The 25,986-nt window shown below is 62.0% G+C and carries 23 protein-coding genes; 18 read left to right on the forward strand and 5 right to left on the reverse strand.

The features are described from left to right. Positions 1-111: 111 nt before the first annotated feature. The 5 genes from ACA046_RS22440 (at position 112) to ACA046_RS22460 (ending at position 4,982) form a co-directional block, all read left to right on the forward strand. Positions 112-912, forward strand: coding sequence for a glucose 1-dehydrogenase (locus tag ACA046_RS22440; protein WP_010166680.1), 801 nt, complete (start codon positions 112-114; stop codon positions 910-912). Continuing rightward, positions 905-2,731: a glycoside hydrolase family 15 protein gene (locus ACA046_RS22445; protein ID WP_497674999.1), complete on the forward strand. Its 1,827-nt coding sequence runs from the start codon at positions 905-907 to the stop codon at positions 2,729-2,731. The genes ACA046_RS22440 and ACA046_RS22445 overlap by 8 nt, the downstream gene beginning before the upstream one ends. 198 nt (positions 2,732-2,929) lie before the next feature. Then, complete coding sequence (locus ACA046_RS22450; RefSeq protein WP_497675000.1) at positions 2,930-3,391, forward strand: cysteine hydrolase family protein; 462 nt, start codon at positions 2,930-2,932, stop codon at positions 3,389-3,391. A gap of 411 nt (positions 3,392-3,802) precedes the next feature. After that, entirely contained in the window at positions 3,803-3,991 is a 189-nt protein-coding gene (locus ACA046_RS22455; RefSeq protein ID WP_497675001.1) for a VOC family protein, read from the forward strand. Positions 3,992-4,073: 82 nt separating this feature from the next. After that, entirely contained in the window at positions 4,074-4,982 is a 909-nt protein-coding gene (locus ACA046_RS22460) for an alpha/beta fold hydrolase (RefSeq protein ID WP_459022557.1), read from the forward strand. Here the strand turns inward: ACA046_RS22460 and ACA046_RS22465 are convergent. The 3 genes from ACA046_RS22465 to ACA046_RS22475 all read right to left on the reverse strand — a co-directional run bounded on the left by ACA046_RS22465 (position 4,960) and on the right by ACA046_RS22475 (position 8,837). Then, a complete protein-coding gene (locus tag ACA046_RS22465; RefSeq protein ID WP_497675002.1) occupies positions 4,960-7,155 on the reverse strand; it encodes an ATP-binding protein in 2,196 nt (731 codons plus the stop codon). The two genes, ACA046_RS22460 and ACA046_RS22465, sit on opposite strands and share 23 nt — an antisense overlap. Next, positions 7,152-7,739 carry a biliverdin-producing heme oxygenase gene (locus tag ACA046_RS22470; protein WP_497675003.1) on the reverse strand — a complete coding sequence of 196 codons (588 nt, stop codon included), beginning with the start codon at positions 7,737-7,739 and terminating at the stop codon, positions 7,152-7,154. The genes ACA046_RS22465 and ACA046_RS22470 overlap by 4 nt, the downstream gene beginning before the upstream one ends. Positions 7,740-7,868: 129 nt before the next feature. After that, positions 7,869-8,837: a GlxA family transcriptional regulator gene (locus ACA046_RS22475; RefSeq protein ID WP_497675004.1), complete on the reverse strand. Its 969-nt coding sequence runs from the start codon at positions 8,835-8,837 to the stop codon at positions 7,869-7,871. Positions 8,838-8,927: 90 nt separating this feature from the next. On the opposite strand from ACA046_RS22475, the gene inhA reads away from it, so the two are divergent. After that, positions 8,928-9,608, forward strand: coding sequence for an isonitrile hydratase (gene inhA, locus ACA046_RS22480; protein ID WP_497675005.1), 681 nt, complete (start codon positions 8,928-8,930; stop codon positions 9,606-9,608). Here the strand turns inward: inhA and ACA046_RS22485 are convergent. Together ACA046_RS22485 and ACA046_RS22490 are read right to left on the reverse strand one after the other, a co-directional pair. Then, positions 9,605-9,946: an antibiotic biosynthesis monooxygenase family protein gene (locus ACA046_RS22485; RefSeq protein WP_093207817.1), complete on the reverse strand. Its 342-nt coding sequence runs from the start codon at positions 9,944-9,946 to the stop codon at positions 9,605-9,607. The two genes, inhA and ACA046_RS22485, sit on opposite strands and share 4 nt — an antisense overlap. Before the next feature lie 27 nt (positions 9,947-9,973). Beyond that, positions 9,974-10,603 carry a LysE family translocator gene (locus ACA046_RS22490; RefSeq protein WP_459022568.1) on the reverse strand — a complete coding sequence of 210 codons (630 nt, stop codon included), beginning with the start codon at positions 10,601-10,603 and terminating at the stop codon, positions 9,974-9,976. Positions 10,604-10,697: 94 nt separating this feature from the next. Between ACA046_RS22490 and ACA046_RS22495 the strand changes: the two genes are divergently transcribed. The 12 genes from ACA046_RS22495 (at position 10,698) to ACA046_RS22550 (ending at position 25,985) form a co-directional block, all read left to right on the forward strand. Continuing rightward, complete coding sequence (locus ACA046_RS22495) at positions 10,698-12,023, forward strand: aminotransferase-like domain-containing protein (protein ID WP_497675006.1); 1,326 nt, start codon at positions 10,698-10,700, stop codon at positions 12,021-12,023. Positions 12,024-12,326: 303 nt separating this feature from the next. Then, positions 12,327-12,629: a DUF6124 family protein gene (locus ACA046_RS22500; RefSeq protein WP_459022572.1), complete on the forward strand. Its 303-nt coding sequence runs from the start codon at positions 12,327-12,329 to the stop codon at positions 12,627-12,629. Positions 12,630-13,116: 487 nt separating this feature from the next. Next, a complete protein-coding gene (locus ACA046_RS22505) occupies positions 13,117-14,556 on the forward strand; it encodes an undecaprenyl-phosphate glucose phosphotransferase (RefSeq protein WP_497675007.1) in 1,440 nt (479 codons plus the stop codon). Then, positions 14,556-16,016 (forward strand): mannose-1-phosphate guanylyltransferase/mannose-6-phosphate isomerase, encoded by a 1,461-nt coding sequence (locus tag ACA046_RS22510; RefSeq protein WP_497675008.1) that lies wholly within the window; start codon positions 14,556-14,558, stop codon positions 16,014-16,016. The genes ACA046_RS22505 and ACA046_RS22510 overlap by 1 nt, the downstream gene beginning before the upstream one ends. Beyond that, positions 16,016-16,927, forward strand: a complete 912-nt coding sequence (locus tag ACA046_RS22515; RefSeq protein ID WP_063028458.1) for a glycosyltransferase family 2 protein — start codon at positions 16,016-16,018, stop codon at positions 16,925-16,927. Before ACA046_RS22510 ends, ACA046_RS22515 begins: the two co-directional genes overlap by 1 nt. A gap of 29 nt (positions 16,928-16,956) precedes the next feature. Then, on the forward strand, positions 16,957-17,721 hold the full coding sequence (locus ACA046_RS22520) for a polysaccharide biosynthesis/export family protein (RefSeq protein WP_076014315.1): 765 nt from the start codon (positions 16,957-16,959) through the stop codon (positions 17,719-17,721). A gap of 14 nt (positions 17,722-17,735) precedes the next feature. Further along, positions 17,736-19,727, forward strand: a complete 1,992-nt coding sequence (locus ACA046_RS22525; RefSeq protein WP_497675009.1) for a GumC family protein — start codon at positions 17,736-17,738, stop codon at positions 19,725-19,727. Beyond that, complete coding sequence (locus ACA046_RS22530; protein ID WP_497675010.1) at positions 19,727-20,917, forward strand: glycosyltransferase; 1,191 nt, start codon at positions 19,727-19,729, stop codon at positions 20,915-20,917. Before ACA046_RS22525 ends, ACA046_RS22530 begins: the two co-directional genes overlap by 1 nt. Beyond that, positions 20,907-22,235 (forward strand): GH39 family glycosyl hydrolase, encoded by a 1,329-nt coding sequence (locus ACA046_RS22535; protein WP_497675011.1) that lies wholly within the window; start codon positions 20,907-20,909, stop codon positions 22,233-22,235. Before ACA046_RS22530 ends, ACA046_RS22535 begins: the two co-directional genes overlap by 11 nt. Positions 22,236-22,243: 8 nt before the next feature. Further along, the gene (locus tag ACA046_RS22540; protein ID WP_497675012.1) at positions 22,244-23,461 is read left to right on the forward strand and encodes a glycosyltransferase family 4 protein; all 1,218 of its coding nucleotides are present in this window, start codon (positions 22,244-22,246) and stop codon (positions 23,459-23,461) included. Next, positions 23,452-24,555: a glycosyltransferase family 4 protein gene (locus ACA046_RS22545; protein WP_497675013.1), complete on the forward strand. Its 1,104-nt coding sequence runs from the start codon at positions 23,452-23,454 to the stop codon at positions 24,553-24,555. The genes ACA046_RS22540 and ACA046_RS22545 overlap by 10 nt, the downstream gene beginning before the upstream one ends. Before the next feature lie 2 nt (positions 24,556-24,557). Beyond that, the gene (locus tag ACA046_RS22550; RefSeq protein WP_497677124.1) at positions 24,558-25,985 is read left to right on the forward strand and encodes an O-antigen ligase family protein; all 1,428 of its coding nucleotides are present in this window, start codon (positions 24,558-24,560) and stop codon (positions 25,983-25,985) included. Position 25,986 lies beyond the last annotated feature (1 nt).

Genomic DNA, 25,986 nt, shown 5'->3' on the forward strand with positions numbered 1-25,986 from the left:
GGCAAAAACGATAGATATAGACAGCCATCGTCGCATTCCAGACAGCCGGTGAACTTGTGGCCCACGCCATCAGTCAGCTAATTGGGCACTCTGAAAAAGGTTGGGTGGGCGATGCGCATTTCGTTGGAGCAACAAGTGGCGCTGGTAACCGGCGCAAGTTCCGGGATCGGCGCGGGGGCCGCCAAGGCCCTGGCGGAGGCTGGAGCTGCCGTGGTGCTGAACTACAACGCCCAGGCGGCGCCGGCTGAAGCACTGGCGGCGCAGATCAATGCCAACGGCGGTCGGGCGATTGCAATTGGCGCCGATGTGTCGAAAGAGGCGGATGTCGAGCGCCTGTTTGCCCAAACCCTTGAGGCGTTTGGGCACCTGGACATTCTGGTGGCCAACTCGGGCATGCAGAAAGACGCCGCTGCCGTCGACATGACCCTCGACGACTGGAACGCGGTGATCGGCGTTAACCTCACCGGCCAGTTCCTCTGCGCCCGCGCCGCCTTGCGCATCTTCAATCGCCAGGGCATCCGCGAAGGCGTTTCCCGGGCCGCCGGGAAGATTATCCACATGAGTTCGGTGCATCAGGTGATTCCCTGGGCCGGGCACGTGAATTACGCCGCGTCCAAGGGCGGTGTGGAAATGCTGATGCGCACCCTGGCCCAGGAAGTCAGCCAGCAGCGCATCCGCATCAACGGCGTTGCGCCGGGGGCGATTCGCACGGCCATCAACCGCGCCGCCACCGAAGGCGCGGCCGAGGTGGAGCTACTCAAGTTGATTCCCTATGGCCGCGTGGGTGACGTCGAAGATGTCGCCAATGCGGTGGTGTGGCTGGCCAGTGATGCCTCCGACTACGTGGTGGGCAGCACCTTGTTTATTGACGGCGGCATGAGCCTTTATCCGGAGTTTCGTGGCAATGGTTGATCTGAAAAACGAACCACAAAGTGCCATCGATGCCCACGGCATCATCGGCGACATGCGCAGCGCGGCGCTGGTGAATGACAAGGGCAGCATCGATTTTTTCTGCTGGCCGGAGTTCGACAGCCCGTCCATCTTTTGCTCGTTGCTGGACTCCCCCGCCGCCGGGATCTTCCAGCTCACCCCGGACTTGCCCGAGGCCCGCCGCGAACAGATCTACCTGCCGGACACCAACGTGCTGCAAACCCGCTGGTTGAGTAATGACGCGGTGGTGGAAATTACTGACTTCTTGACCGTCAGTGAAGAAGTTGACGACCTGCCGATCCTGATTCGCCGGGTGCGGGTGGTCAGCGGCAAGGCGAGCATCCATATGCGCTGCGCAGTGCGTCATGACTACGCCCGCGCCCAGACCCGGGCCACTCAAGATGACGGCGACGTGTTGTTTGAGGCCGCAGACCAACCCGGCCTGCGCCTGACCAGCAGCCACGCCCTGCAGCTGGATGGCGACGCTGCCGTAGCATGCTTTGAACTGGGCCAGGAAGAAGGCGCCGAATTTGTCCTCGGCGGGCTGGAAGATCCCCGAGTCAAAAACGACTGCACCGACCTGTGCCTGGATCGCACCCTGAAGTTCTGGCGCGGCTGGATTTCCCAATCCAACTACCGTGGGCGCTGGCGCGAGATGGTCAATCGTTCGGCCCTGGCCTTGAAGCTTTTGACCTCGCGCAAACACGGTGCAATCCTCGCCGCTGCCACCTTCGGCCTGCCGGAAACCCCCGGCGGCGAGCGCAACTGGGACTACCGCTACACCTGGATCCGCGATGCCTCGTTTACCGTCTACGCGTTTATGCGCCTGGGGTTTATCGAGGAAGCCAACGGCTACATGCGCTGGTTGAAAGGCCGCGTGGGTGACTGCTGCGATCAGCCGATGAAGATCAACATTCTGTACGGCATCGACGGCCGCCAGGAACTGCCGGAAACCGAGCTGAGCCACCTCAGCGGCCACGGTGGCGCGCAACCGGTGCGCATCGGCAACGAGGCCTACGACCAGGTGCAACTGGACATCTACGGTGAGCTGATGGACGCCGTATACCTGGTCAACAAATACGGTGAAGCCATCTCCCACGAGGGCTGGAAACACACGGTGGAAGTGGCCGACCAGGTCTGCGAAACCTGGAACCACAAAGACGTCGGCATCTGGGAAATGCGCGGCGAGCAGCATCACTTCCTGCATTCGCGGCTGATGTGCTGGGTGGCCCTGGACCGGGCGATTCGCCTGGCGTCAAAACGCTCGCTGCCGGCGCCGTTTGCCCGCTGGGACCAGACCCGCCAGGCGATTTACGCGGATATCTGGAGCAACTTCTGGAACGAAGAACGCGGGCACTTTGTGCAGCATATCGGCAGCACGGCTCTGGACGGCTCAATGCTGTTGATGCCGCTGGTGCGCTTCGTTGCGGCAACAGACCCGCGCTGGTTATCGACACTGGAAGCGATCCAGAAAAGCCTGGTGCGCGATGGGATGGTTTATCGCTACCGCAACGACGACAGCCAGATTGACGGCTTGCAAGGCACCGAAGGCGCGTTTGCGGCGTGCTCGTTCTGGTACGTGGAATGCCTGGCCCGGGCCGGGCAAGTGGAGAAGGCGCATCTGGAGTTTGAACAGTTGCTGCGCTACGCGAACCCGCTGGGGTTGTATGCCGAAGAGTTTGATAACCAGGCGCGGCATTTGGGCAATACGCCACAGGCGTTGAGCCATTTGGCGCTGATCAGCGCGGCAACGTTTCTGGACCGGAAGTTGAGTGGGGTGAAGACAGTTTGGCAGCCTTGAACCCGAGCACAATCTGAAGGCAAATGAGTAACCCTGTAGGAGCTGGCTTGCCTGCGAAAGCGGTGTCTCAGTCATTGATGTATGAGCTGATCCACCGCCATCGCAGGCAAGCCAGCTCCCACATAGACCGAGCCAGACTTGGAGACGAGGTGTACCCGGTGCACAATGCGTGGTCCTTCGATCCCTGCCAGGATTCCAATGCACCAGGTTCTGCTGATCATCGACGTACAACCCTCCTTCGCCCCGCCCGATTGGCTGGTGGGCGGCATCAACGCCCTGCTGGGCCGCATGCCTTCAGTGGCCACCATAGAGCGCCACGACGAAAGCATCACCCCGTTCGCTCGCCAACTCGGCTGGCAACCGGCACCTGACGACGACAGCCTGATCGCCGCCGATCATGTCTTCATCAAACACGGCTACGCCCCGACGCCCGAGACCATCAGCCACCTGAAAAGCCTCGCGCCAGACCGGGTGTTGGTGTGTGGCATCCAGACTGACACCTGTGTGCTGGCGGCCGGGTTTGCGTTGTTTGACGCTGGCTTGCAGCCAACGCTGATCAGCGATTTGACTGTGGGTTCGTCACTGGATCGCTCGGGGAAACTGGGCGCGGATTTGTGGCGGCATCACTTCAAACACGTCATCACCCACGCAGAGATTTAAGTCAGCGCCTCACTGTGGCGAGGGAGCTTGCTCCCGCTGGGTCGCGAAGCGGCCCCAAAAAGCTCATCGCCATCCAACTCAAAGAACACAGTCAACAAAACCTGGGGCTGCTGCGCAGCCCAACGGGAGCAAGCTCCCTCGCCACAGGGTATTTGGCAAAAAACACAAGATATGTGTATATCGGTCCCACCGTTTACGACACCGCTAAATATTCAAGGAAGGAATATGACCGCAATACCTGTGGCGAGGGAGCTTGCTCCCGCTGGGTCGCGAAGCGGCCCCAAAAAGCTCAACGCCATCTAACTCAAAGAACACAGTCAACAAAACCTGGGGCTGCTGCGCAGCCCGACGGGAGCAAGCTCCCTCGCCACAGGTTATTGGGCAAACATCATCGTTACCACAAGGCGCGTATTGATCGGCGCTCTGCCGACGCATTACTCGGCGTCACTGCCGGCCTGGTCGCCGACGGAAACATCAGTCACGTTAGGCGCCACGTTGTATCGCGGGCCAATGGAAATCCAAGGCGGCGAGTGGATGTGCCAGGTGCGCGACCCGTGGGGCAACTGCATCGGCTTGCGCCAGGCCGGTCTAGACAAGTAAAACAACTGCAGCCTTTCTGACGATGCTCAGTAACCCGCTTGGTCTACAGTTCCAACACTTTCCCTCCACCCTCGGAGCCTCCATGCCCACCCTTCACATCCGCACGCCCATGCTCGATATCGCCTACGAAGCCCATGGCCCGGAAGGCGGCGAGGTGGTGATTCTGCTGCACGGTTTCCCTTATGACCCTCGCGGCTACGACGAGATCGCCCCGGTAATCGCCGAACGTGGCTGCCGGGTTCTGGTGCCGTACCTGCGGGGTTATGGCCCGACGCGTTTTATCAACGATCAGGTGATGCGCTCCGGCCAACAAGCGGCGCTGGCCAAGGATTTGCTGGATTTCATGGATGCCCTCTCCATCGATAAAGCCACGTTGGTGGGCTATGACTGGGGCGGACGCGCGGCGTGTATCGTTGCGGCGCTATGGCCTGAACGGGTGCGGGGCCTGGTGACGGGCGATGGCTACAACATTCAGGATATTGCTGCGTCGGCCAAGCCTCGGGCGCCGGAAACAGAGCATCGGCTGTGGTATCAGTTTTACCTTCACACCCAACGTGGTGTCGACGGGTTGACCGCCAACCGGCGTGAGTTCTGCCAGTTGCTGTGGGCGCTCTGGTCACCGTCGTGGGCCGAGGGACCAAGCCTGTATGGCAAGACGGCACCTTCGTTTGATAACCCGGATTTTGTCGAGGTGGTGGTCCACTCTTACCGTCATCGCTTCATGTACGCGCCGGGTGATCCGGCACTGGAAAGCATCGAGCAGGCGCTGGTGCAGCCACCACCGATTTCGGTGCCGAGCATCTCGTTGTGCGGCGCCGATGACGGCGTAGGCCCGGCCCCGGTTGAAGATGACGACCTGGAAAATTTCAGCGGATTTTATCGGCGCGAGGTGTTGGCCGGCGTGGGCCACAACATTCCCCAGGAAGCGCCCCAGACGACCCTCGAGGCGATCTTCGAATTGCTGGACCTCAACCCCCAGCAGAGATTCTGAAGCTGAACACGCTGCCCTGCCCCAGCACGCTTTCAGCCCACAAAGTGCCGCCGTGGGCCTCGATGATGCCGTGGGAAATATACAACCCCAGCCCACTGCCGGTGGGGTTGCCCTCGCGGGAGGTCCAGTAGCGATCGAAGATATACGGCAGTTGCGCCGGCTGGATGCCGATGCCGTTGTCACACACCCGAAACAACACCTCGTCCCCCGCCGCCTCGGCAATCACCTCGATCACGCCGCCCACCGGGGTGAACTTCAGGGCGTTGCCCAGCAGGTTGGAAAACACCTGGAACAATCGCTCCGGGTCGGCCTGCACACACAGCCCCGCAGCAGAGCGCCAGGTCAGGTCCACACCCTTGGCGGCCGCCAGTGGCTGCCACATCGAGCAGATCTGCTCCTGGGTCGCTGCCACATCGAGCTGTTGCAGCGAAACGCTGTAGCGCCCGGCCTCGATGCGCGAGATATCGATCAAGTCTTCCAACAGCGTGTTCATGCGGGAAGTAGCGTTTTGCATGGTTTCAATCGCGGAGGAGAGCCGCCGGTTAGCCTTGCTGTCATCGGCGGGCACCATGCTGCGCATCATGCCGCATTGCATCAGCAGGATCGTCAGCGGGCTGCGCAGGTCATGGGAGACCACCGCCACCAGTTCATCACGCGCCTGTACAGCTTTATGTTCGCGCTGAACCTGGCGTGCGAGGTCGTGTTCCAGGGCATTGCGCCGCAGGCTCTCCACCGCATGCAACTCCGACAGCGACCAATACAGCGCGTTGCCATCGACCTGCTGTTTCCACAGTTCAAACGACAGGCGCGGGCTCAAGGTCGTGGCGCCCGGTTCCCGATGTTTGACCGGCTGGCCGCTCCACTCCACCGTGGACTTGACCTCCGGACGAAACCACATCACCGCGTTGTCCACTGGCTTGGGCAGACAGAATGCCAACAGGCCGCTGGCGTGGGCCTGATAAGCCGCCGCCGGCGGGAAATCCACAGACAATTGATGGCTGTGCACCACGCCTTTGCCCTGCCCGCGAACCCATTGGTACAACCCGTGGATCTCAACACGTGTGGGGCAAACACCGAACACATGCAGGCGCTCCTCCACCAGTATCGCCAGGCCACCGGCGGCGGTCAGGTCCAGCAGCGTTTGCGCATGCGGCAACAGGCTTTCCATCACATCGCACTGGACCGCCGTCATGGCAGAGACCAACGCTTCGACCATGGCGGCCTTGTCGCGTTGTTGGCGGCGCTCCTGCTGTTCCTGGAGCAAGGTGATCTGCATCGACAACAGCTGGCCGATGCTGGTGCAGGCGGTGCGCAGTTCATGGGGCACGCGCAACGGCTCACGATGACCACAGGTGATCAGGCCCCAAAGCTGGTCGTCCTTGAGCAGCGAAATGCTCATGGAGGAACGCACACCCATGTTCTTCAGATAGTGGCAGTGCACCGGCGACACGCTGCGCAATACGGCGAAGCTGAGGTCCAGGGGCTGGCCGGTGTCGGGGCGCAGGGCCGGCAGGATTGGCACCGGCTGGTAATCGGCGTCGGGAATCACCCGGATCCAGTTCAGCCGGTACAACTCCCGGGCTTGGGGCGGGATGTCAGACGCGGGAAAACACAAGCCCAGATACGGTTGCATGCCGTCGCTGAGGCTCTCGCCAATGACTTTGCCATGGCCTTCCTGCTCGAAGCGGTACAAGGTGACCCGGTCATACCCGGTGAGGCTGCGAATCTCGGTGACGCTGGTCTGGTACAAGCCCTCGAGCGACTTGGCCGATTGCAAGCGGCGCAACGTGCGAGCGAGTTGCCCGACGGCGCGGTGCTCAAGGGTCATGGCCCGCTCCAACTCCAGAAACAGCAGGCCCTGATGACGATGCAGAAGGATGTCGTAGGCATAGCCATCAAGCGTCAGTTGGTGCATCTCATCTTCATCAGCGTCCAGGTCCGCCAGGGCATGGCTCACCTGCGCCGCAGCCTCGCTGCCAAGCACATTGGCCAGCGCCTGGCCCGATGCGCTCTGCGCGCCCAGGCCCAACGCAACGGTCAGGTTGCTGCTGGCTTGCAGTACCTCAAGCGCCGGCTCGCTCAGCGTCAACAACAACCCGTGAGGCTGGATCGAGCCCGGAATATGGATGGGTTCGCTGGCGCAATCGTCGATCAGCGTATCGACCGGGCTCATCGCAATACCCCACAGTGGGCAAGCCACTGCTCGAAATACAGGAAGGTCGACTCGGCGACCTTCACCGCCTCCAAACGGTCGACCGGGGTTTGCAACGGGTAAAGACAATCAAGGAAGCGCTGCCACAGTGCGCTGGTTTGCGCTCCGTACACATTCATGAACGCGCCGCCGTTGGTGGAGCCCACGCCAATCTTGATCTCGATCAGGTCCCGCAACACCTGGCCGCCGAGGGTTGCGCCTTCCAGCACGTAGAGGGCGCCCAAGGCCTGGGCCACGTTGGTGATGGCGGGCAGTTCAGGGCATATCGGCAAGGCGTCGATCTGCGGGTTTTCCAGGCCCAGCGCCCGCAAATCAGCCTGCAAGTACGGGGTTTTGCTGCGCCGCCCCCATTCCAGGTCAGGGATGATTTCACCCCACGGCGCCAGGGCTCGCTCCAGCGGTTGATAGAAACCGTAGTAGGCGCCCATCAGCTCGCGATAAAGCGCCAGGTCCATGCGGGAAAACGGCAGCCGGGTATCGAGGCGTCGATGCAGCGCAGCGGTCGCCGCGCGTAATTCGACAAGGACAGGAGGTAGTGAATTCATGGGTGTGCGTACGCCGGAAGGGTCGAAACCGCGACGTAGAGGCCTAGGATCAAGACACTGCGCAATGGACTATGAGTAACATAGCACCTTGGTACAAAACCTTACCCATTCGTTCAAACAGGCTCAACTTCAACCGGGTGAGGAAAAACGTTCGCGATACGCCTGGGGCGTGATCGACACCGCCCGCAGGAAGCTGCGGCGCATGGTTTCTTCGCAGCCAAAGCCGCAGTGCACGGCAATACGTTTGATCGACGCGCTGCTGTCGGCCAGTTGCCGGCGGGCGGTCTCCACGCGGATCAACTCGACCGCCCGCGCGGGCGTCTGGCCGGTTTCGGCGCGGTAGTGGCGCACGAAACTGCGCTCGCTCATGCCCGCCTGGGCGGCCAGTGTGGCGATGTTCAAATCGAGGGTCAGGTGTTCGGCGATCCAGGCGTGCAACTCTGCAAAACGGCTGCCGCCCTTTTGCAGGGACAAGGTCACGCTGAACTGCGATTGCCCACCGGGGCGCTTGAGAAACACCACCAGGTGCCGCGCCACTTCCAGGGCCACGGCGCGGCCCAGGTCCTCTTCCACCAGCGCCAGGCACAAGTCGATGCCGGCAGTCACGCCGGCCGAGGTCCACAGGTTGCCCTGCTGGATGAAAATCGGATTGGCCTCCACCGTCAGTTGTGGGTATTTGCGCGCGAGTTCTTCGCAACGGGTCCAGTGGGTCACCACGCGGCGGCCGTCGAGCAAACCACTGGCGGCCAGCAGAAAGGCGCCGGTGCACACCGAGGCGATGCGCCTTGACTGGGTGGCTTTTTGGCGAACCCAGTCCACCAACGCCGAGTCTTCGGCGGCGCCGTATACGCCCCAGCCGCCGGCGATCACCAGCGTGTCGCACGGCGCGTCGGCGGCCGGCAGCGGCTCGGCCATCAGCGCCAGGCCCGCCGAGGTCATCACCGGCTCGGCCTGCGCGGCAATCACACTGACCGCATAGGGTAATGGCAAACCCTGCTGACGTGCCAGGTCATTGGCCGAAGCAAACACCTGCAAGGGCCCGGTGACGTCGAGCACCTGCACATTGGGGAACGCGAGTACGTTGATGATTCTGGGCATGATTGGCGTAATTCGTGGGCTCAATGGCGTATACGCCAAAGCCTAGGTGACTAGAGTGAAGCCGTCCATCCCTTTATCAGGCGTATTCCCATGACCTTGCAGATCGGCTTTTTGTTGTTCCCTGGCATCCAGCAACTGGACCTCACCGGCCCCTACGACGTGTTGGGATCGCTGCCGGACGTGAAACTGCACCTGGTGTGGAAGGACCTGGCGCCGGTCACCTCCAGCACTGGGTTAGTGTTTACCCCGAGCACCACCTACGACGAGTGCCCGACGCTGGATGTGATCTGCGTGCCCGGCGGAGCCGGGGTTGGGGCGCTGATGGAAGATGAGCAAACCCTGGCGTTTCTCAAGGTGCAGTCCCAGACCGCACGTTACGTGACATCGGTGTGCACCGGCTCTCTGGTGCTGGGCGCAGCGGGCTTGTTGCGCGGGCGTCGGGCAACCACTCACTGGGCCTACCACGACCTGCTCGCCCCGCTGGGCGCGATCCCGGTGCAGGAGCGCGTGGTGCGTGACGGCAACCTGTTGACCGGTGGCGGGATTACCGCCGGGATCGACTTTGCCCTGACCCTGGCAGCCGAGTTGTACAGCGAAGCGGCGGCGCAACTGGTGCAGTTGCAGATTGAATATGCCCCGGCACCGCCGTTCAATGCAGGCCGGCCGGAAACCGCGCCGCCGCATGTGCTGGAGGAAGCCCGCAAACGCACCGCCGAGTCGCGCAAGACACGAGGTGAAATCGTGGCACGCGCGGCTGCACGGCTGGGTTAAGCATTCGCATGCCCGTGGCGGTCGGCGGGCACCAGATGCCCGATCGTTCCGTCCCCGTAGGCCCGCTCCACTTTGGAAATCACCACGTGATAGCCGCCGTACCACCGGCGGTACAGGCGCTTGGCTTCCAGGTGGGTCGGGTGGCTGGCAAAGGCGCGGATTGACGCTTCATCACGCCAGTAATAACTGGCGTTGATCAAACGCCCATCCGCCGAGCGCCACGACTCGGCCCCCACGTATCCCGGCAGCCTTGCCGCCAGTGCGTCGATCAAATCCGTGAGGCGCTGGAACTCGTCATCCCGTTCACCAGGCTTGTAGATAAAGGCTGCGATGTACATGGGTAACGTCCTTTTATAAGTGGGATTTCACGTCGGGCGAGACATCAATGCCAACCGTATGGCCAGCACCATCAGCACGCTCGCCAGGCCCCATTTCTGTAAGCCTGCGCTGCCCGATTTGCCGGCAAAAAACCGGCTGAGCGCCCCGCCGAAGATCCCCAGCACGGCATGAAAGACACCGCTGATCAATGTCAGGATGATCCCCAGCACCACCAGTTGCAGCGCGATGGGCCCCGCCTTGGGGCTGACGAACTGCGGCAGGAACACCATGAAAAACAGCAACGCCTTGGGGTTGAGCAAACTGTTGAGCATCGCCCGCACAAACACCCGGCCCAACGGCACGCGGGTGACGTGGGCCGGGTCCAGGGCGGGCGTTTTTTGCAGGGTCTTGAACACCAGCCACAACAGGTACAGCACCCCGGCGTAGCGAATCAGGTCAAAGGCCGGCGGCCAACTAGCGACCAGTGCGGTCACGCCGGTCGCGGTCAATGCCGTGAGCAGCAGGTCCGCCACACTGATGCCCAACCCGGATGCCACCCCGCCACGCCAACCATAGGTCACACCGTGGCTGATGACGAAAGCCATGTTCGGCCCCGGGGATAACAACAGCAGCAGGACTGCGCCAGAGAAAACAGCCAGGGTTGCGAGGTCGATCATGCTCAAGCCATCCACCGGGAAAGCCTGTAGATTAATGAGCTCACCTGATACAAACAAAAAATTGATCTAGATACGCTTTACACGGGAACACGCCATGGCTCAGGTCCGCTACAAACTGATCGTCGATGAACTGGCCACGCGGATTCGCGCCGGAAAATTGCCGCCGGGCACCCAGTTGCCGACCGTGCGCAGCCTGATGAACAGCCATCGCATTGCTCTGGCGACGGCGTTGCGGGTGTACAGCGAGCTGGAGGCCAGTGGTCTGGTAGTAAGCGAGCCAGGGCGCGGCACGTTTGTGCGCGACACCACCCTGCTGCGAGGCATGGGCCTGGTTCAACAACCGCTGCAACCAGGCACCGTGGACCTGAGCCTGAACTACCCTTCGCTGCCCGGCCAGGCCGAAATGCTGCGAGACGGTTTGCGCGCCATCGCCGCCTCGGGCGACCTCGATGCCCTGCTGCATTCTGCCCCTCAGGGTGGCCGCGCCCATGAGCGGCAGACGGCAGCGCGGCACCTGCGTAATCGGCAGATTCGCGTGGGTGGCGAGCAGGTGCTGATCGTCAACGGGGCGCAGCAAGGTCTCTCTGTCAGCCTGATGGCGTTGCTGCAACCGGGGGATGTGTTGGCGGTTGATGCGCTGACGTATCCCGGGTTGAAAACCCTGGCCCAGTCCCAGCGCATAGACCTGGAGCCTCTGCCGCAACCCGCTGGCCATACTGATCTGGATGCGCTGGAGGCCTTGTGCAAACGGCGCCCGGTGCGGGCGTTTTACTGCATGCCCACCCTGCACAATCCGCTGGGCACGGTGATGAGCGAAACCGACCGCCAACGCCTTGCAGCGTTGGGTGAGCGCTACGATTTTCTACTGATCGAAGACGGTGCCTACGCCTTTCTCGCAGAGCCCGCCCCCAAGCCGTTGTTCACCTATGCGCCGTTGCGCACGGTGTACGTGTCCGGCCTGTCGAAGAGCGTAGCGTCGGGGTTGCGGGTAGGGTTTATCGTGGCGCCCAAAGCGTGGGTACCGGCGCTGGAGCAAGCGATTCGCGTCTCGACCTGGAGCACACCGACGCTCACGGTGAACCTGGCGTGCCGTTGGATCGAGTCCGGCGCGGTGGATACGCTGGAGCAACAGAAGCGTCAGGATGCTCGCCAACGCCAGGCGCTGGCCCGGGAGGTATTGCGAGGGTGTGAGGTGATTGCGCATCCGGCGTCGTATTACCTGTGGCTGGTGTTGCCGGAAGGTCTACGGGCGGATGCTGTGGTGGCTGCGCTGGAGGGCCAGGGTGTGCGGGTCACCAGTGCCGAGCCGTTTGCCTGTACGGCCCATGTGCCGCATGCGTTGCGGGTGGCGTTGGGGTCGATTGATTTGGCGACGTTGAGATTAGCCTTGGGGAAAATTCGCGAGGCAATTCGGATATGAATAAAGGGCCAGCAGGGTAAATCCCTTTAATTTGCGGGACGTTTCCGAGACAATCTTTCGGCCTTGTGCCTGTCGGAACCGGTGGCTAGTCTTCGCCCCTTCACTGCTCATCAGTGAACGGGTTTAGTCGCCCGAACCTTCACAAGGCGCATGGTTTCATCATGAGGTTTTATGGTGGCTGTGCGCAGGGCACCTTCGGGTGCGCCGGATTTTCCTTGTGGCCGGTCGACTAACCTGCGTACAGCCGCCACCCATCGTTTAGTCGCGATGGGGCCGGCTCCTGGTCTCATAAGGAGTTACACCATGAACAGATCTGTCCCCGACCCACCCAGCGACCTGCTGAAAAACCGCGCCGCGTTCAATCGCGCACTCGAACACTACCTGCCCTCCCAGGGCTTCCACACGGTAAACGAAGACCTGAGCTTCGAAGACTCCCTGCTCTACACCGCCAGCCTGCTCAGCAGCGCCTCGGCCACCGCCCTCGACTGCGGCGAACTGCTGCAAAGCCCCGAGCGGGCGAAGTTATTGGCGGTGTGGCATTTGCTGGAAATAGCCAAGACCACCGTCGACCGGTCGATTGAGTGCTTGCACTTGCGCAAGGCTTAGCAACATCCGAACTGACCGACATTTTTGAAAAGCGATCTTCAAGCTTAGTACCGCACCGATGTGGTGACGGACTCACGTCCTCACCACTCGTCGCTTGTCCCCGAAAAACCCCGCGTCCTACCTCCGTCAAAAAAAGGTTTTCCTCCCCGGCAGGAAATTTCCCAAATTTGTTCCTACACTCCAAAACGCCAGCATTTTGTTCTCGAAAAACCCGAGAGCTCGACCAAGACAGTCAACAATCTGTCACGTCGACGAGTAGATAATGTGTCTAGACCGATACCCTTATAAAAAAGTCAAAACCTTGACGAATAGGGAAAAGAGAACCATCATTTAGCCATTACCCCGCAAATTCCCTGCAAATAGATAGGTAATTGCGTATTACCCAGCGAAGCAAGCCGTTCGTCTGGCGCCACTTATAAAGCAAGCCCTGCCTTTATGGATGAGCAGCCAAACAAGGAAGCCCTGGTGTGCAATGAGGGATGTTTTTATGCGCGAGAAGTCGTCAGTCGACAGCCTGTTTTTGACCCGGGCCGGTTTTATTGAGTTTTTCGTTGTTTTCGTAAAGTTGATGCACGGTCTCACCGCCGTTTTGCCAGCGCTGATCCTCGTGTTTTATCCAGAACCGATGGCCTCCGAGTTGCGCGCGCACTTTCTCGGCTTGCTGCTGTTCTTCGCGATCCTGACGATTATTCTGTTCCAGGCCATGGGGGTTTACTCCGAGGAGTTGTTCAGCAACCGCCTGCGGTTTCGCACCATGCTGGTGGCCTGGTCTTCAGCGTTTTGCATCCTGCTGTTCATGTACCAGATTCTGCTGATGTTCCCGCAGTTAAGCCCGCGCAACCTGGCGTTCTGGTTTATCACGAGCCTGGGGCTGTTCGGGCTGGAACGGATCTTGATGCTGCGCCTGTTCCGCAACCTGATGGCCAACGGCAAATACTTGCAGCGTACGGTGATCCTTGGCTTCACCGACACCGCCGTGCACGTGGCCGACCACTTGCAACGCAACGGTGATATCCGCTCCGGCCTGATCGGTTTTATCGACGACCGCACCGAGCGCATCCCCAAGGAACTGAGCAACCTGCCGCTGCTGGGCAACACACGCGACCTGGAAAAACTGATCCGCTCCGAGCAGGTCAACCAGGTGATGATCACCCTGCCCTGGGCCGCCGAACAGCGCATCAACGGGCTGGTGAAGCGCCTGCGGCAGATGTCGGTCAACGTCATGCTGGTGCCCGACATGGCCGCCCTGCGTTATGGCCACAGCCGCATCACCGATGTCGGCGGCATCCTGATGTTCAACACCTCCCATGTGCCGCTGCGGGGTTGGTCGCCGTTTATCAAACGCTGCGAAGACCTGATTCTGGCGACCCTGGGCCTGGTGGCGTTGTCGCCGATCATGCTGATCACGGCGATTGCCATCAAGCTCGACTCCAAGGGCCCGGTGCTGTTTCGCCAGAACCGTTTTGGCTACAACGACAACGTGATCCGGGTGTTCAAGTTCCGCTCGATGTACGCCGAGATGAGCGACTTCAACGCCGACCGCCAGACCACCCGTGGCGACCCGCGTATCACCCGCGTGGGCCGGTTTATTCGCAAGACCAGCATCGATGAGCTGCCGCAGTTGTTCAACGTGCTGCTGGGCAACATGTCGATGGTCGGCCCGCGCCCCCACGCCACCGCGACCAAGGCCGCCGGCGTGCCCTACGAAGTCGCCGTCAGTGAGTACAGCTCGCGGCACCGGGTGAAACCGGGCATCACGGGCTGGGCGCAAATCAACGGCTATCGTGGTGAAACCGACACCCTGTTCAAGATTCAGAAACGCGTTGAGTACGACCTGGAATACATCTCGAAGTGGTCGGTGTGGTTCGACTTGTACATCGTTTTCATGACGGTCCCAGCCGTCCTTTCGACCAAGGAAGTCTATTGATGAACACCCTCAACGGCTTGATTCCCTGCATTATTTCCGGTGGCTCGGGCACCCGGCTGTGGCCGGTGTCGCGGCAGAACATGCCCAAGCCCTTCATGCGCATGCGTGACGACCAGAGCCTGTTGCAGAAGACCTTCCTGCGGGCCAGTCACTTGCCAGGCGTGGAAAGCGTGCTGACGGTGACCAACCGCGAGATGCTGTTTCGCACCCTTGATGACTACCGCGTGGTCAACAAGACCCACCTGGCCCTCGACCTGCTGCTGGAGCCATTCGGGCGCAACACCGCCGCTGCGATCGCCGTGGCCGCCCTGCACGTGCAGGAGAATTTCGGCGGCGAGGCGCAGTTGCTGGTGATGCCCGCCGACCACCTGATTCTCGATGAAAGCGCCTTCGCCGATGCCGTCACCCAGGCCCGCGAATTGGCAGAGGCCGGCTACCTGGTGACTTTCGGCATCCAGCCCGACCACCCTGAAACCGGCTTCGGCTATATCGAACAAGGCGATGCACTGGGCCAGGGTTTCCGGGTCAAGCGTTTCGTCGAGAAGCCCGACCTGGCCACCGCCCAGGGGTATCTGGACGGCGGCAAGCACCTGTGGAATGCCGGGATGTTCTGCTTCAAGGCGACCACGTTGCTGGACGAACTTGCGTTGCACGCCCCCGCCGTACTGGACGCCGCGAAAGCCGCCCTCGACCACAGCCACAGCCTGAATAACAACAACTGCCGCCAGCGCGAATTGAACGCTGAAGGCTTCGGGTCTGCGCCGGATATCTCGATCGACGTGGCGCTGATGGAAAAATCCGCGCAAGTGGCCGTGGTGCCCTGTGACATCGGCTGGAGTGATATCGGTTCCTGGGACGCAGTGCGCCAGCTCACCCCGAGCGACGCCAATGGCAACCAAATCAACGGTGAAGCCATCCTGCACGACGTGCACAACTGCTACATCGACTCGCCCAAGCGCGTATTGGGCGCGGTGGGCGTGAGCGACCTGATCATCGTCGACACCCCGGACGCGATCCTGATTGCCGACGCCAACCGCAGCCAGGATGTGCGCTACATCGTCGCCGAGCTCAAGCGCCAGAACCATCCGGCATTCAGCCTGCACCGCACCGTTACCCGGCCGTGGGGCACCTACACCGTGCTGGAAGAAAGCAGCCGCTTCAAGATCAAGCGCATCGTGGTCAAGCCACGCGCCTCGCTGTCGTTGCAGATGCACCATCACCGCAGCGAACACTGGGTAGTGGTCAGCGGCGCGGCGATGATTACCAACGGCGACCGTGAATTCCTGATCAACGCCAACGAGTCCACCTACATTCCGGCCGGGCACAAACACCGTTTGACCAACCCCGGCATCATCGACCTGGTGATGATCGAAGTGCAGAGCGGCGAGTACCTGGGGGAAGACGACATCGTGCGCTTTGACGACATTTACGGCCGGGCTCCGGCCGAAGTGAAAAGCTGATGCGTACCGCCCTGATCATCCCGACCCGCAACGCGGCCAGCCACCTCGACCGGCTGCTGCCGGCGCTGCGCATGCAAACCCTGCAACCGGACGAAACCCTGGTGGTCGACAGCGCCTCCAGCGATGACACCGTGGCGCGTTTTCGCGAGTTCGGCGTACGGGTCGAAGTGATCGATGCCAAGGATTTCAACCATGGCGGCACGCGCCGCTGGGCCAGCGAGCAAGTCGACGGCGACGCGCTGATCGTGATGACTCAGGATGCGATCCCTGCCGAACCCGAGACCTTCGCCAACCTGGTGGGCGAGCTGGAACTGGACCCGCTCAACGGCGTTGCGTACGGCCGCCAACTGCCGCACCCGGATGCCGGTGTGCTGGGCGCCCAGTCACGCCACTTCAACTACCCGCCGCAAAGCCGCAGCAAAAGCCTGGCGGATGCGCCTGAGTTGGGGATCAAGACCTGCTTCAGTTCGGATTCTTTTTCGGTGTACCGGCGCAGCGCCCTGCAAGCCGTCGGTGGCTTCCCCGCGGATGTGATCGGCAGCGAGGACGCCTACGTCGCCGCCCGCATGCTGCTGGAAGGCTACAAGGTGCGCTACGCCGCCACCGCGCTGGTCTATCACTCCCACGATTACCGTCTCATGGATGAGTTTCACCGCTACTTCGACATTGGCGTTTTCTACGGCCGCGAGCCGTGGATTCGCCAGGCTTTTGGCGATGCCGGCGGTGAAGGTAAACGCTATGTACTGGCCGAGCTTCGAGCGTTACGCGAAGCCGGTGCATTGCACCGCGTACCCGAAGTACTGGTGCGCAGCGCGTTCAAATTGCTCGGCTACCGGCTGGGCCATCTGGAGCGCCAGCTCCCCCTCGCCCTCAAGCGGCGCATCAGCATGTTCCCCGGTTATTGGAGGTGAGCATCATGACCTACAGGAAGACCCTTTTGATGAAACGAACCTTGCTCGTCCTGGCCATGATGGCATTGGCCGCCTGCAATACGCCCGCGCGGATCGTCGCGCCCGATGGCAAGACCGTGAACGAGGGCAAGCAGGCCCTCGATCGCATGGCCCAGTTGCCGCCGGCGGTGGAGCGGATCCGTATCGGCGACCAGCTGCGGATCGTCCGCGATGCCGGGGAAATGCCGACCCTCTCGGCGTTCAACGTCAGCACGATTTATGAGCTGACGCTGTACACCGTGCAGAACGACGGCAAGATCAACTACCCCTTCCTGGGCCCGATCCAGGTGGCGCGGCGCACGCCGGCGGAAGTCGCCGCCGAGCTGAGCCAGAAACTCGCGCCGGTGTATCGCGAGCCTCGGGTGACGGTGAATATCAACCAGGCGCCGGGTAACACGGTGATCGTCGGCGGCGCGGTGTTCAACCCGTCGGCGATCTCCATCGCCACGGCCCCGACCATGGAGCAGGCGATTCTCGGTGCCGGCGGCGTCAGCCCGGTGGGCAACGCGAGCATGGTCGCCCTGTTGCGTGAAGATGGCCAAGGTATCTATCACGCTTACTTCCTGGATTTCAGCCAGTACCTGAAGAACGGCGCACTGGGCCGCAAGCCCGTGGCGCTGCAACGCGGTGACGTGGTGTTTGTACCCAAGTCCAACGTCGGCGAACGGATCCAAGGCGTGGACACTTACCTGAACCAGCTGATTCCCTTCACCAAATCCATTGGTGTGGGCTACAGCTACACCACGAACCACTAAAGGAGCGACATCCCATGATCGAGATCCGTTCTTTTCGTGATCTTCTGCGCCTGTTCTTCATCTTCAAGCACGAGTTCAAACTGGCGGCGATTGCCGCGCTGGTGATCATTTTGCTGGGGGCGTTCCTGCTGCCGGCCAAGTATGAATCCACCGCGCGGTTGCTGGTAAAACCGGGCCGTGACTCGACGATGCCGATCGAGGTCAACAACCGTCAGCCGATCGTCATGCCGAGCACTCAGCGCGACCCGATTGTCGACGAAGAGCGCTTGCTGACCGGGCGCCCCATCGTACGTGCCGTGGCCGAGCATTACCTGGAGGTGATGGACAAGATGCAGCCGCCGGAAGGCGTGTGGAAACGCACCAAGTGGTACGTCAAAAAAGGCATCAGCGCCGTGTTTGACGGTGTGCGAGTGGTGCTGGAAACCGTCGGCATCGTCGAAGAAACCACCCCGGTGGAACGCCTGGCGAAAAGCCTGGAGAAGAACTTCGAAGTGACCCACGCCGTCGGCTCTACCGTGATGGACATCAGCTTCCGCTGGGATGATCCGCAAATCGCCCAGGCGGTGGTCAAGGATTGGGTCGAGACGTACATCGACGAGCGCACCCAGGCGTTGGGCCGCAAGAGCCTGTACGCGTTCTACGAAGGCCAGGTGTCTTCAAGCGCTGCCCAGATCAAGAGCTACAAGGACCAGATCCTCACGCACTTGAACCAGATCGGCGCATCGAGCATCACTGACCGCCTGGAAGACTTGTCCGAGCGGATCAACGTGCTGCGTGGCGAAGTGTTCAACTCCACCCGCCTGATTGCCTCGTCTGACAGCGCCATCGAAAGCACCCGCAATCAACTCAAGGGCCAGCCCAAAGAGGTGACCACGGTTCGCCAGATCGCGCTGAACCCGCAGCAACAAGACTTGCGTCGCCTGCTGAACCAGAAGCTCCTGGAAAAAGCCGACATGATGCGTACCTACACGGATAACGCGCCGCCGGTCAAAGCCCTGGACGCCTCGATCCGTGCCATGCAGGCTCAGGTCGCCGGTGAAAGCGACACGGTGCAAAGCTCGGAAAACCGTGCGCCAAACACCCTGGAAATCCACCTGCAACGGGTACTGCTGGATGAGACCAGCAACAACCTGGCGCTGCGCACTCAACTGACGCAACAGCAAAAGCAACTGACGGAACTGGAAGCGCAACGCAAGGACGCCCTGGCTATTGAGCCGGAACTGGCGCGCCTGGCCCGTGAGCTGAGCGGCACCGAGAAAAACTACGCGCTGTATGTCGACAGCCTGGAGAAATCGCGGATCGACCGTGAACTGGACAAGAGCCAAATCAGTAACATCGCGGTGATCGAAGAAGCCACCCTCAACCCTGGGCGCGTCTTCCCGAAAACCCTGTTGATGCTGTTGCTGGCAATCCCGTTCTCCATCGTGGTCGGGCTGCTGGTGATCTACCTGTGCTACCTGCTGGATCAGCGGATCCACGACGGCGGCCTGGTGGAAGGCAAATTCGGCCTGCCACTGTGGACCACCCTGCCGGAACTGGACACCAGTACCGCGCAAAGCACCAACGCCTTCAACGCGAGCATTTATCGCTTGTATGGCTTGCTGCCGCTGGAGCGTATTGCCGAGCAGGGCCTGACCCTGGGGCTGACCTCCGCGCGACACGGTGAAGGGGTGAGTTTTGTGGTCGAGCAGTTGCGCCAGTTGCTGGAAGAGAACGGCGTGCGGGTACGGGTCGGCGGGATTGAGCCGGCCGTTCCGGGCCAAGTGGTGTTGCTGGATGCCTCGGCGCTGCTGGACAACCGTGACGCGTTCATCAACCTGCGTCGTGCCGACCTGATTGCGCTGGTCGTGGAAGCGCAAAAAAGCACGGTACCGGTGGTGGAACATGCTCTGTCGATCCTCACCACGGCGTTCGGCAAGGTCGATGGCATCATCATCAACCGCCGCAAGTTCGAGGTGCCGGTCAAGGTGCTGAAAACCATCGCCAAATACCGGGGTTCGTTCTGATGCGCATCGCCCTGCTCGCTCCCCTGCCGCCGGAAAAGAATGGGATCGCCGACTACGCGAACCATTTCAAGACGGCACTGGAGCAACTGGGCGTCGAGGTGGCTACGCCCTTGACGGGCGTGGTCAGCAGCACGGCGTCGATCAAACAGGCGATTGCCGGTTTCGACTGGCAACGTGTTGACCTGGTCCACGCCGAGCTGGGCGGTGGGCGCCTGGGGGAATTTTTGGCCCTGCGCGAATTGCGCAAGGCCTACCCTGCGCTGCCACTGACTGCCACGGTGCATGACCCGGAACGCATGGTCTGGCGGCGCGAGCAATTGCCCTTTCCGCTGAACCTGCTGGAATCCTTGCCCAGCCCATTGCCGCAAGCGGCGGTGGTGCTGGCCGATCCCTTGACCCTGCGCGAAGAACGGCACGTCGCCCAGGGCCTGACCCGGCTGGTGACCCTCACCCGCCTGGGCGCCGACTGCCTGACGGCGCGCATGCAATTGCCCGCCGGCAAGGTGGCGGTGATCAACCACGCCAACCTGGATATCCCGCCCGTGGCCTTGCCGCCACTGGACACGCTGCACCTGCTGTACTTTGGTTTTATCTACCGTGGCAAAGGCATCGAAGACCTGTTGCAGGCATTGGCCGCCGTCTTTGAAAAAGCCCCCGAATTGCGTGACCGTGTGCGCCTGACCCTGGCCGGTGGCACTGCCGCCGAAATGGCGTTTGGCGTGGGCGGCAATTACCTGGAGCAGTTGAACAGCCAGATCGCCGAACTCGGCCTGGCCGGCTCCATCGACTGGCGGCTGAATTTGCCGGCCAGCGACATCCCGCAGACGATCCAGGCGCACCATGTGATGGTGCTGCCGTATCGCGAATCGAAAAAGCTCGGCCTGTTGGGCCGCCAGCGCGGCACCAGCGGTGCCTTGTCGTGGGCTGCCGCCTGCGGGCGCGGCGCGATCACCTCCGATGCCCGGGCGTTTGCCGAAGAAGTCGCCAGCGGCAATGGCGCCATCTATCCGCAAGGCGATGTAGCTGCCTTGAGCGAACAACTGTTGCTGCTCGCACGCAACCCGCAAAAGGCCCAGGACTGGGCCGAACGCGCCGCAGCAATGGGTCGTGAACGCCTGTGGCCGTTGACCGCGCAGAAGTTCGCGAAGCTGTTTAGTGACGCCATTGCAGGAGGCAACCATGGCACGTAAACGGACTTACCTGGCGACCCTCGTGGTCGTCGCCGCACTGGGCCTGACCGCCTTTCTCTGGGGCCGCCCGGCGGATGCCGAGAGCCATGTGCTCAAGGGCAGCAAAGAGATCGTGTGGAAAGATTTTCTGGGGGTGAACGCGCAGTTCCTGTGGTTCAGCCCCGAGCGTTATCAGAAGCAGATCGACCGCCTCAAGGCCCTGGGCCTGGAATGGGTGCGCCTGGACCTGCATTGGGACCAGCTGGAAACCGCCGAGAACCAGTACAACGTCGCGACCCTCGATGAGCTGGTGAACAAGCTGCAGCAGAACCAGATCAAGTCGGTGTTCTACCTGGTGGGCTCGGCGAAGTTCGCCACCACCGCGCCGGCCTCTTCGCCCTATCAGGACCAGTTCCCGCCCAAGGACCCGGGCATCTTCGCCAACCGCATGGCATTGCTGGCCCAGCGTTACCCCAGCGTGGACGCATGGCAGGTGTGGAACGAGCCGAACCTGTTGGGTTTCTGGCGCCCCGTCGCCGACCCGGCCGGCTATGCGAACCTCTTGCAAGTCACCGCTGCCGCGCTGCGGGTGGTGAACCCGAACAAACCGGTGGTGACCGCCGGCATGGCGTTCTTCAGCGAAATGCCCAACGGCCAGAATATGCTCGACGGGCTGCTGCAACTGGGCCTGCCGAGCCTGAACACCGTGGTGTCTTATCACCCCTACACCCAATTGCCCGAAGGCAACGACCCGTCGAACCTGGACTTTGTCGCCAAAACCAGCGCGTTCAACCAGAAACTGCGGGCCGCCGGGGTCAAAACCCTGTGGAGCACCGAGTGGGGCTGGTCGACCTATAAAGGCCCGAAAGAGCTGCAGGACTTCATCACGCCTCAAGGCCAGGCCGACTACATCGTGCGCCGCATCGCACTGATGAGCGCGCTGGATTTCGACAAGATTTTCCTGTTCACCCTGAGTGACCTGGACCAGCGCGCCAGCGTGCGCGACCAGAGTTATGGCTTGCTCGACATCGACACCAATCCCAAGCCGTCGTATACCGCCTTGAAGAATTTCCTGCAGGTGAGCGGGCCCAAATTGACCCCGGGCGATCCGCCCACCGCCGACCAATTGCCCGACGGTCTGTTCAGCATCGGCTGGACCCGTGCAGATGGGCGCAAGGTCTGGTTCTTCTGGTCGGCCCGTGGCGGCAACGCGCACTTGCCGGGCATGACCACCGCCACCTTGTACGACCCATTGCGCAGCACCGAAACACCGTTGAGTGGCACCAATGGACTGGATGTACCGGTCAAGCCCAACCTGCAAATTCTGTTATGGGATTGAAGCCACCCATGCGCATCCTCTGGATCCTGCCCTACTCGCCTTGGCCCGCTACCAGCGGTGGCAAGACGCGCCAGTTTCATTTGCTGCGCAGCCTGGCTGCGCGCGGGCACCGGATCACCTTGCTGTTGCATGACAAACAGGCGGTATCGCTGACGGATCGCCAGGTGCTGGAAGCCTTTCTGGAACAGCTGATCATCCTGCCGCGCCGCCCGCTGCGCAGCCTGAAAACCCTGCTGGCCGGGCTGTTTGCACCCTATCCGCTGCTGGCCAGTGTGAATGGTTTGTCGGGTGAACTGCAGGACACCTTCGAGCGATTGCTGACCGAGCATTGGGACGTGGTGCAGATCGAACACACCTACACCTTCCAGCCTTACGAAGCTGCGTTGGCCCGTCGCTCCCAGCCGTTTGTGCTGACCGAACACAATGTGGAATCGTCCCTCGGCGCCGCGACTTACGACCGCCTGCCCGGCTGGGCGCTGCCGTTTATTCGCTACGATCAATGGCGCTACGGCCGCTGGGAACGTCGGGTGATGCGCCAGGCCGCGCAAGTGGTCGCGGTGACTGACGCCGATGCCCAGACCCTGGCGCAGATTGCCGGCAAACCGGTGCCGGTGGTGGTCAACGGTGTGGATTGCGCGCACTTCGCCGCCGCCCGCCCTGACCCCGCAACCCGCCGCGTGCTGTTTCTCGGCAACTACGAATACGCACCCAACGTGGATGCCATCGAGTGGGCACTGGATGAAATCCTGCCGAAGGTCTGGGCCCGCTGCCCCGACGCACGCATGAGTGTCTGCGGCTTCGGCATGCCGGAAAGCTGGCGCGAACGCTGGAAGGACGGGCGCATCGAGTGGCAAGGTTTTGTGCCCAACCTGCTGGCCCTGCAATCGAGCTGCTCGGTATTTTTGGCGCCGTTGCGCCATGGTGGAGGCTCCAAGCTGAAGGTCCTCGAGGCCCTCGCCGCCGGCCTGCCGCTGGTGAGTACCGACCAGGGCGTGTCCGGGCTGGATGTGGTGGAAGGCCTGGACTACCTCGGCGGCCAGACCGCCGACAGCCTGGCCGACGCCGTGGTGCGCCTGCTGCAACAGCCTGAAACCGCAGCGCCGATGGGCGAAGCCGGTCGCGCCTATGTGCGCCGCGCCCATGACTGGAGCGTCGCTGCCAGCCAGCTGGAGCAGGTGTACGCCCAACTGTCGCCCCTGAACCAAAAGGAGCCGGCATGCGCGTAGGCCTCGATTACCGTACCGTCGGCACCTCGCCGCAATCAGGCATCAGTCGCCAGGTATACGCCCTGGAAGATGCCCTGCTTGCCATGCCCGGCATCGAGCTGGAGCGCTTTACCGTCGCGCCGCTGGGGGATGAACTGCGCCTGAATGCCCATTGCCCGGACTGGGGCTGCGCCAAGACCGCCATGCATCAACCCCATCAGCGCCTGCGTTTCGAGGCGGGATTCTTGCCCAAGGCCCTGCGCGATGAGCGCATTGATGTGTACATCAGCACCTTCAATATGGGCCTGCCGCTGCCGCCCAAACCCAAAGGCCTGCGTACCGTGGTGCTGTTGCATGACTTGTTTCAGATCACCCTGGACAACTACCACGCGAATCGCCTGAAGGCGATGATCTACAAGGCCAGCGATCGCCTGTCGATCACCTATGCGGTGCACACGGCAGACCGGGTGTGGACGCCTTCGCAGTACAGTGCCGATGAAACGGCGCGGCTGTTTCCCAAGGCGGCCGGCAAGATTCGTGTGTTGCCCAATCAGGTGGTCGGTTTTGTCGGCTTGCCGGCAGACCTCTCGGCCCGGCAACTGCCCGAGCGCTATTGGCTGCTGGTGGGCACCCGGGAATTGCGCAAGAACGTGCCATTCCTGGTGGACGCCTGGCAGCAGGCGCGCAGCCAATCGCCGAGCGTGCCGGAACTGGTGCTGGTGGGCAGCCTGGAGCATTTGCCCGAAGCACAGCGCAACTACCCCGGGATACGCGCGTTGAGCGGCGTCTCCGATGCCGAGCTGCACGGGCTCTATCGCAACGCCTCGCGCCTGTGGCAGCCTTCTTATGCCGAAGGCTTTGGTTTGCCGGTGATTGAAGCCCTGAGCGTCGGCACCCCGGTCGCGGTAGCCAGCGGTACCTCGCTGGACGAAATAACCCCGCCCCTGGCGCCACGGTTTTCACCCACCGACGGTGCGGCGCTGGTGCAATTGATGCTGCACCTGGCCGACCAACCCGTCGAACAACCACCTGAACAGTTACGCAGCTGGGCCGAACGTTTCAACCACCAGGCCTACCGTCGGCGCCTGGCCGAACTGATCGAGGAATTGAATTGAGAATCTCACTGGGTAGCCTCGTCGCCATTGTCTTCGGCCTGCTGTTTGGTGGGTTGATCCTGTTCCTTTCCCCGGCCAAGGCCGTGCTGGCGGTGATCGGCCTGGCCGCTGCCGTGACGATTTTGCGGTTCCCGTTCTGGGGGCTGCTGCTGTTCGCCCTGGTGGCAACGTTCATGCCCTACTCCACGCTTAACCTGGGGATTCGCAGTACGGTCAGTGAGGCGTTGATTGCGCTGACGTGGGCCGCAGTGATCTGGCACGGCTTCCTCTCGCGCCTGCCGGCTGCGCCACCGCTGTCCCGGCGCCCTACCGACCGCATGTTGATGTGGTTGATGATCTTCACAGTGGTGCCGTTTATCGTCGGCCAGGTGAGCATCACCGCCGAGGCCAGCGGCCTGGCGAACTGGTTGCGTTGGTTGCTGAACCTGTCGGTGCTGTTCCTCGCCGCCAAGCTGCTGGTTGAGCAGAAGAACCGCGAAGCGCTGGTGATTGCGCTGTTGCTGGGCACACTGGCGATGCTGGTGATGTCCATCGGCGTGTTTATCCGCTCGCGCTCGGCCTCGGGCATGCTGCCGATCCTGACCCTGATGAATTACGGCAGCCTCGACACCCTGTCCCTGGGCCTGGGCGCCATGGCCTCGCGGATGGGTTCGCCGTGGATGCACCCCAACGCCACCGGCGGGATCATGGCGTTGCTGCTGCCGTTGGCGTTCTGCTACGGCATCACCAACACCGGCTGGAAACGCGGCCTCGGCCTGGGCGTTGCCTGCCTGGGCGCGGCGGCCTTGCTGTTGGCCAGTAGCCGGGGCGCGATGGTCAGCCTGGCGTTGGTGCTGATCTGGATGGCGTCGCGGCGGGTGCCCTACACCGGGCGCTTGCTGATGATCGGCGTGGCATTGGCCGTGGCGCTGGTGCTGTCGTATCCACCGTTGCAGGAACGTCTGGCGACGATCTTTTCGACCCAGAACGCGAGTACCGAAGTGCGCCTGGACGAATACCGGATGTTCCCCCAGGCCGTGGCCAGTTACCCGCTGGGCATTGGCTTCAAGGTTGACCCGCCGGTGCCGGGCACGCACTTGCTGGGGATCTCCAACCTGTGGCTGAACTTCGTCTACAAGACCGGCGTGATCAGCATGCTGCTGTTTATCGCGGTGACCTGGCGCTGGTGGCGTGAGTCCAGGCCGGAAATCGGCCCGATCCGCCTGACCAAGGACAACGCGATCTGGCTGGGCAGCACGGCGGGGATTCTGTCGGCACTGGTCAGCGGCTTTTTTGACCACTACTTCAGTTTCGCCCTGGTGATGATTGCGCTGTTCTGGCTGATGGTGGGCATCAACGTGCTGGAGGCGCGGCGACTGTTTCCGGCGCGGCTGCCACAGGCGAAGACCGTGTCATATCGCAAGCCCGTGCTCGATAGCGTCGGACCCTAGG

Source organism: Pseudomonas sp. LBUM1641 (assembly GCF_059716235.1).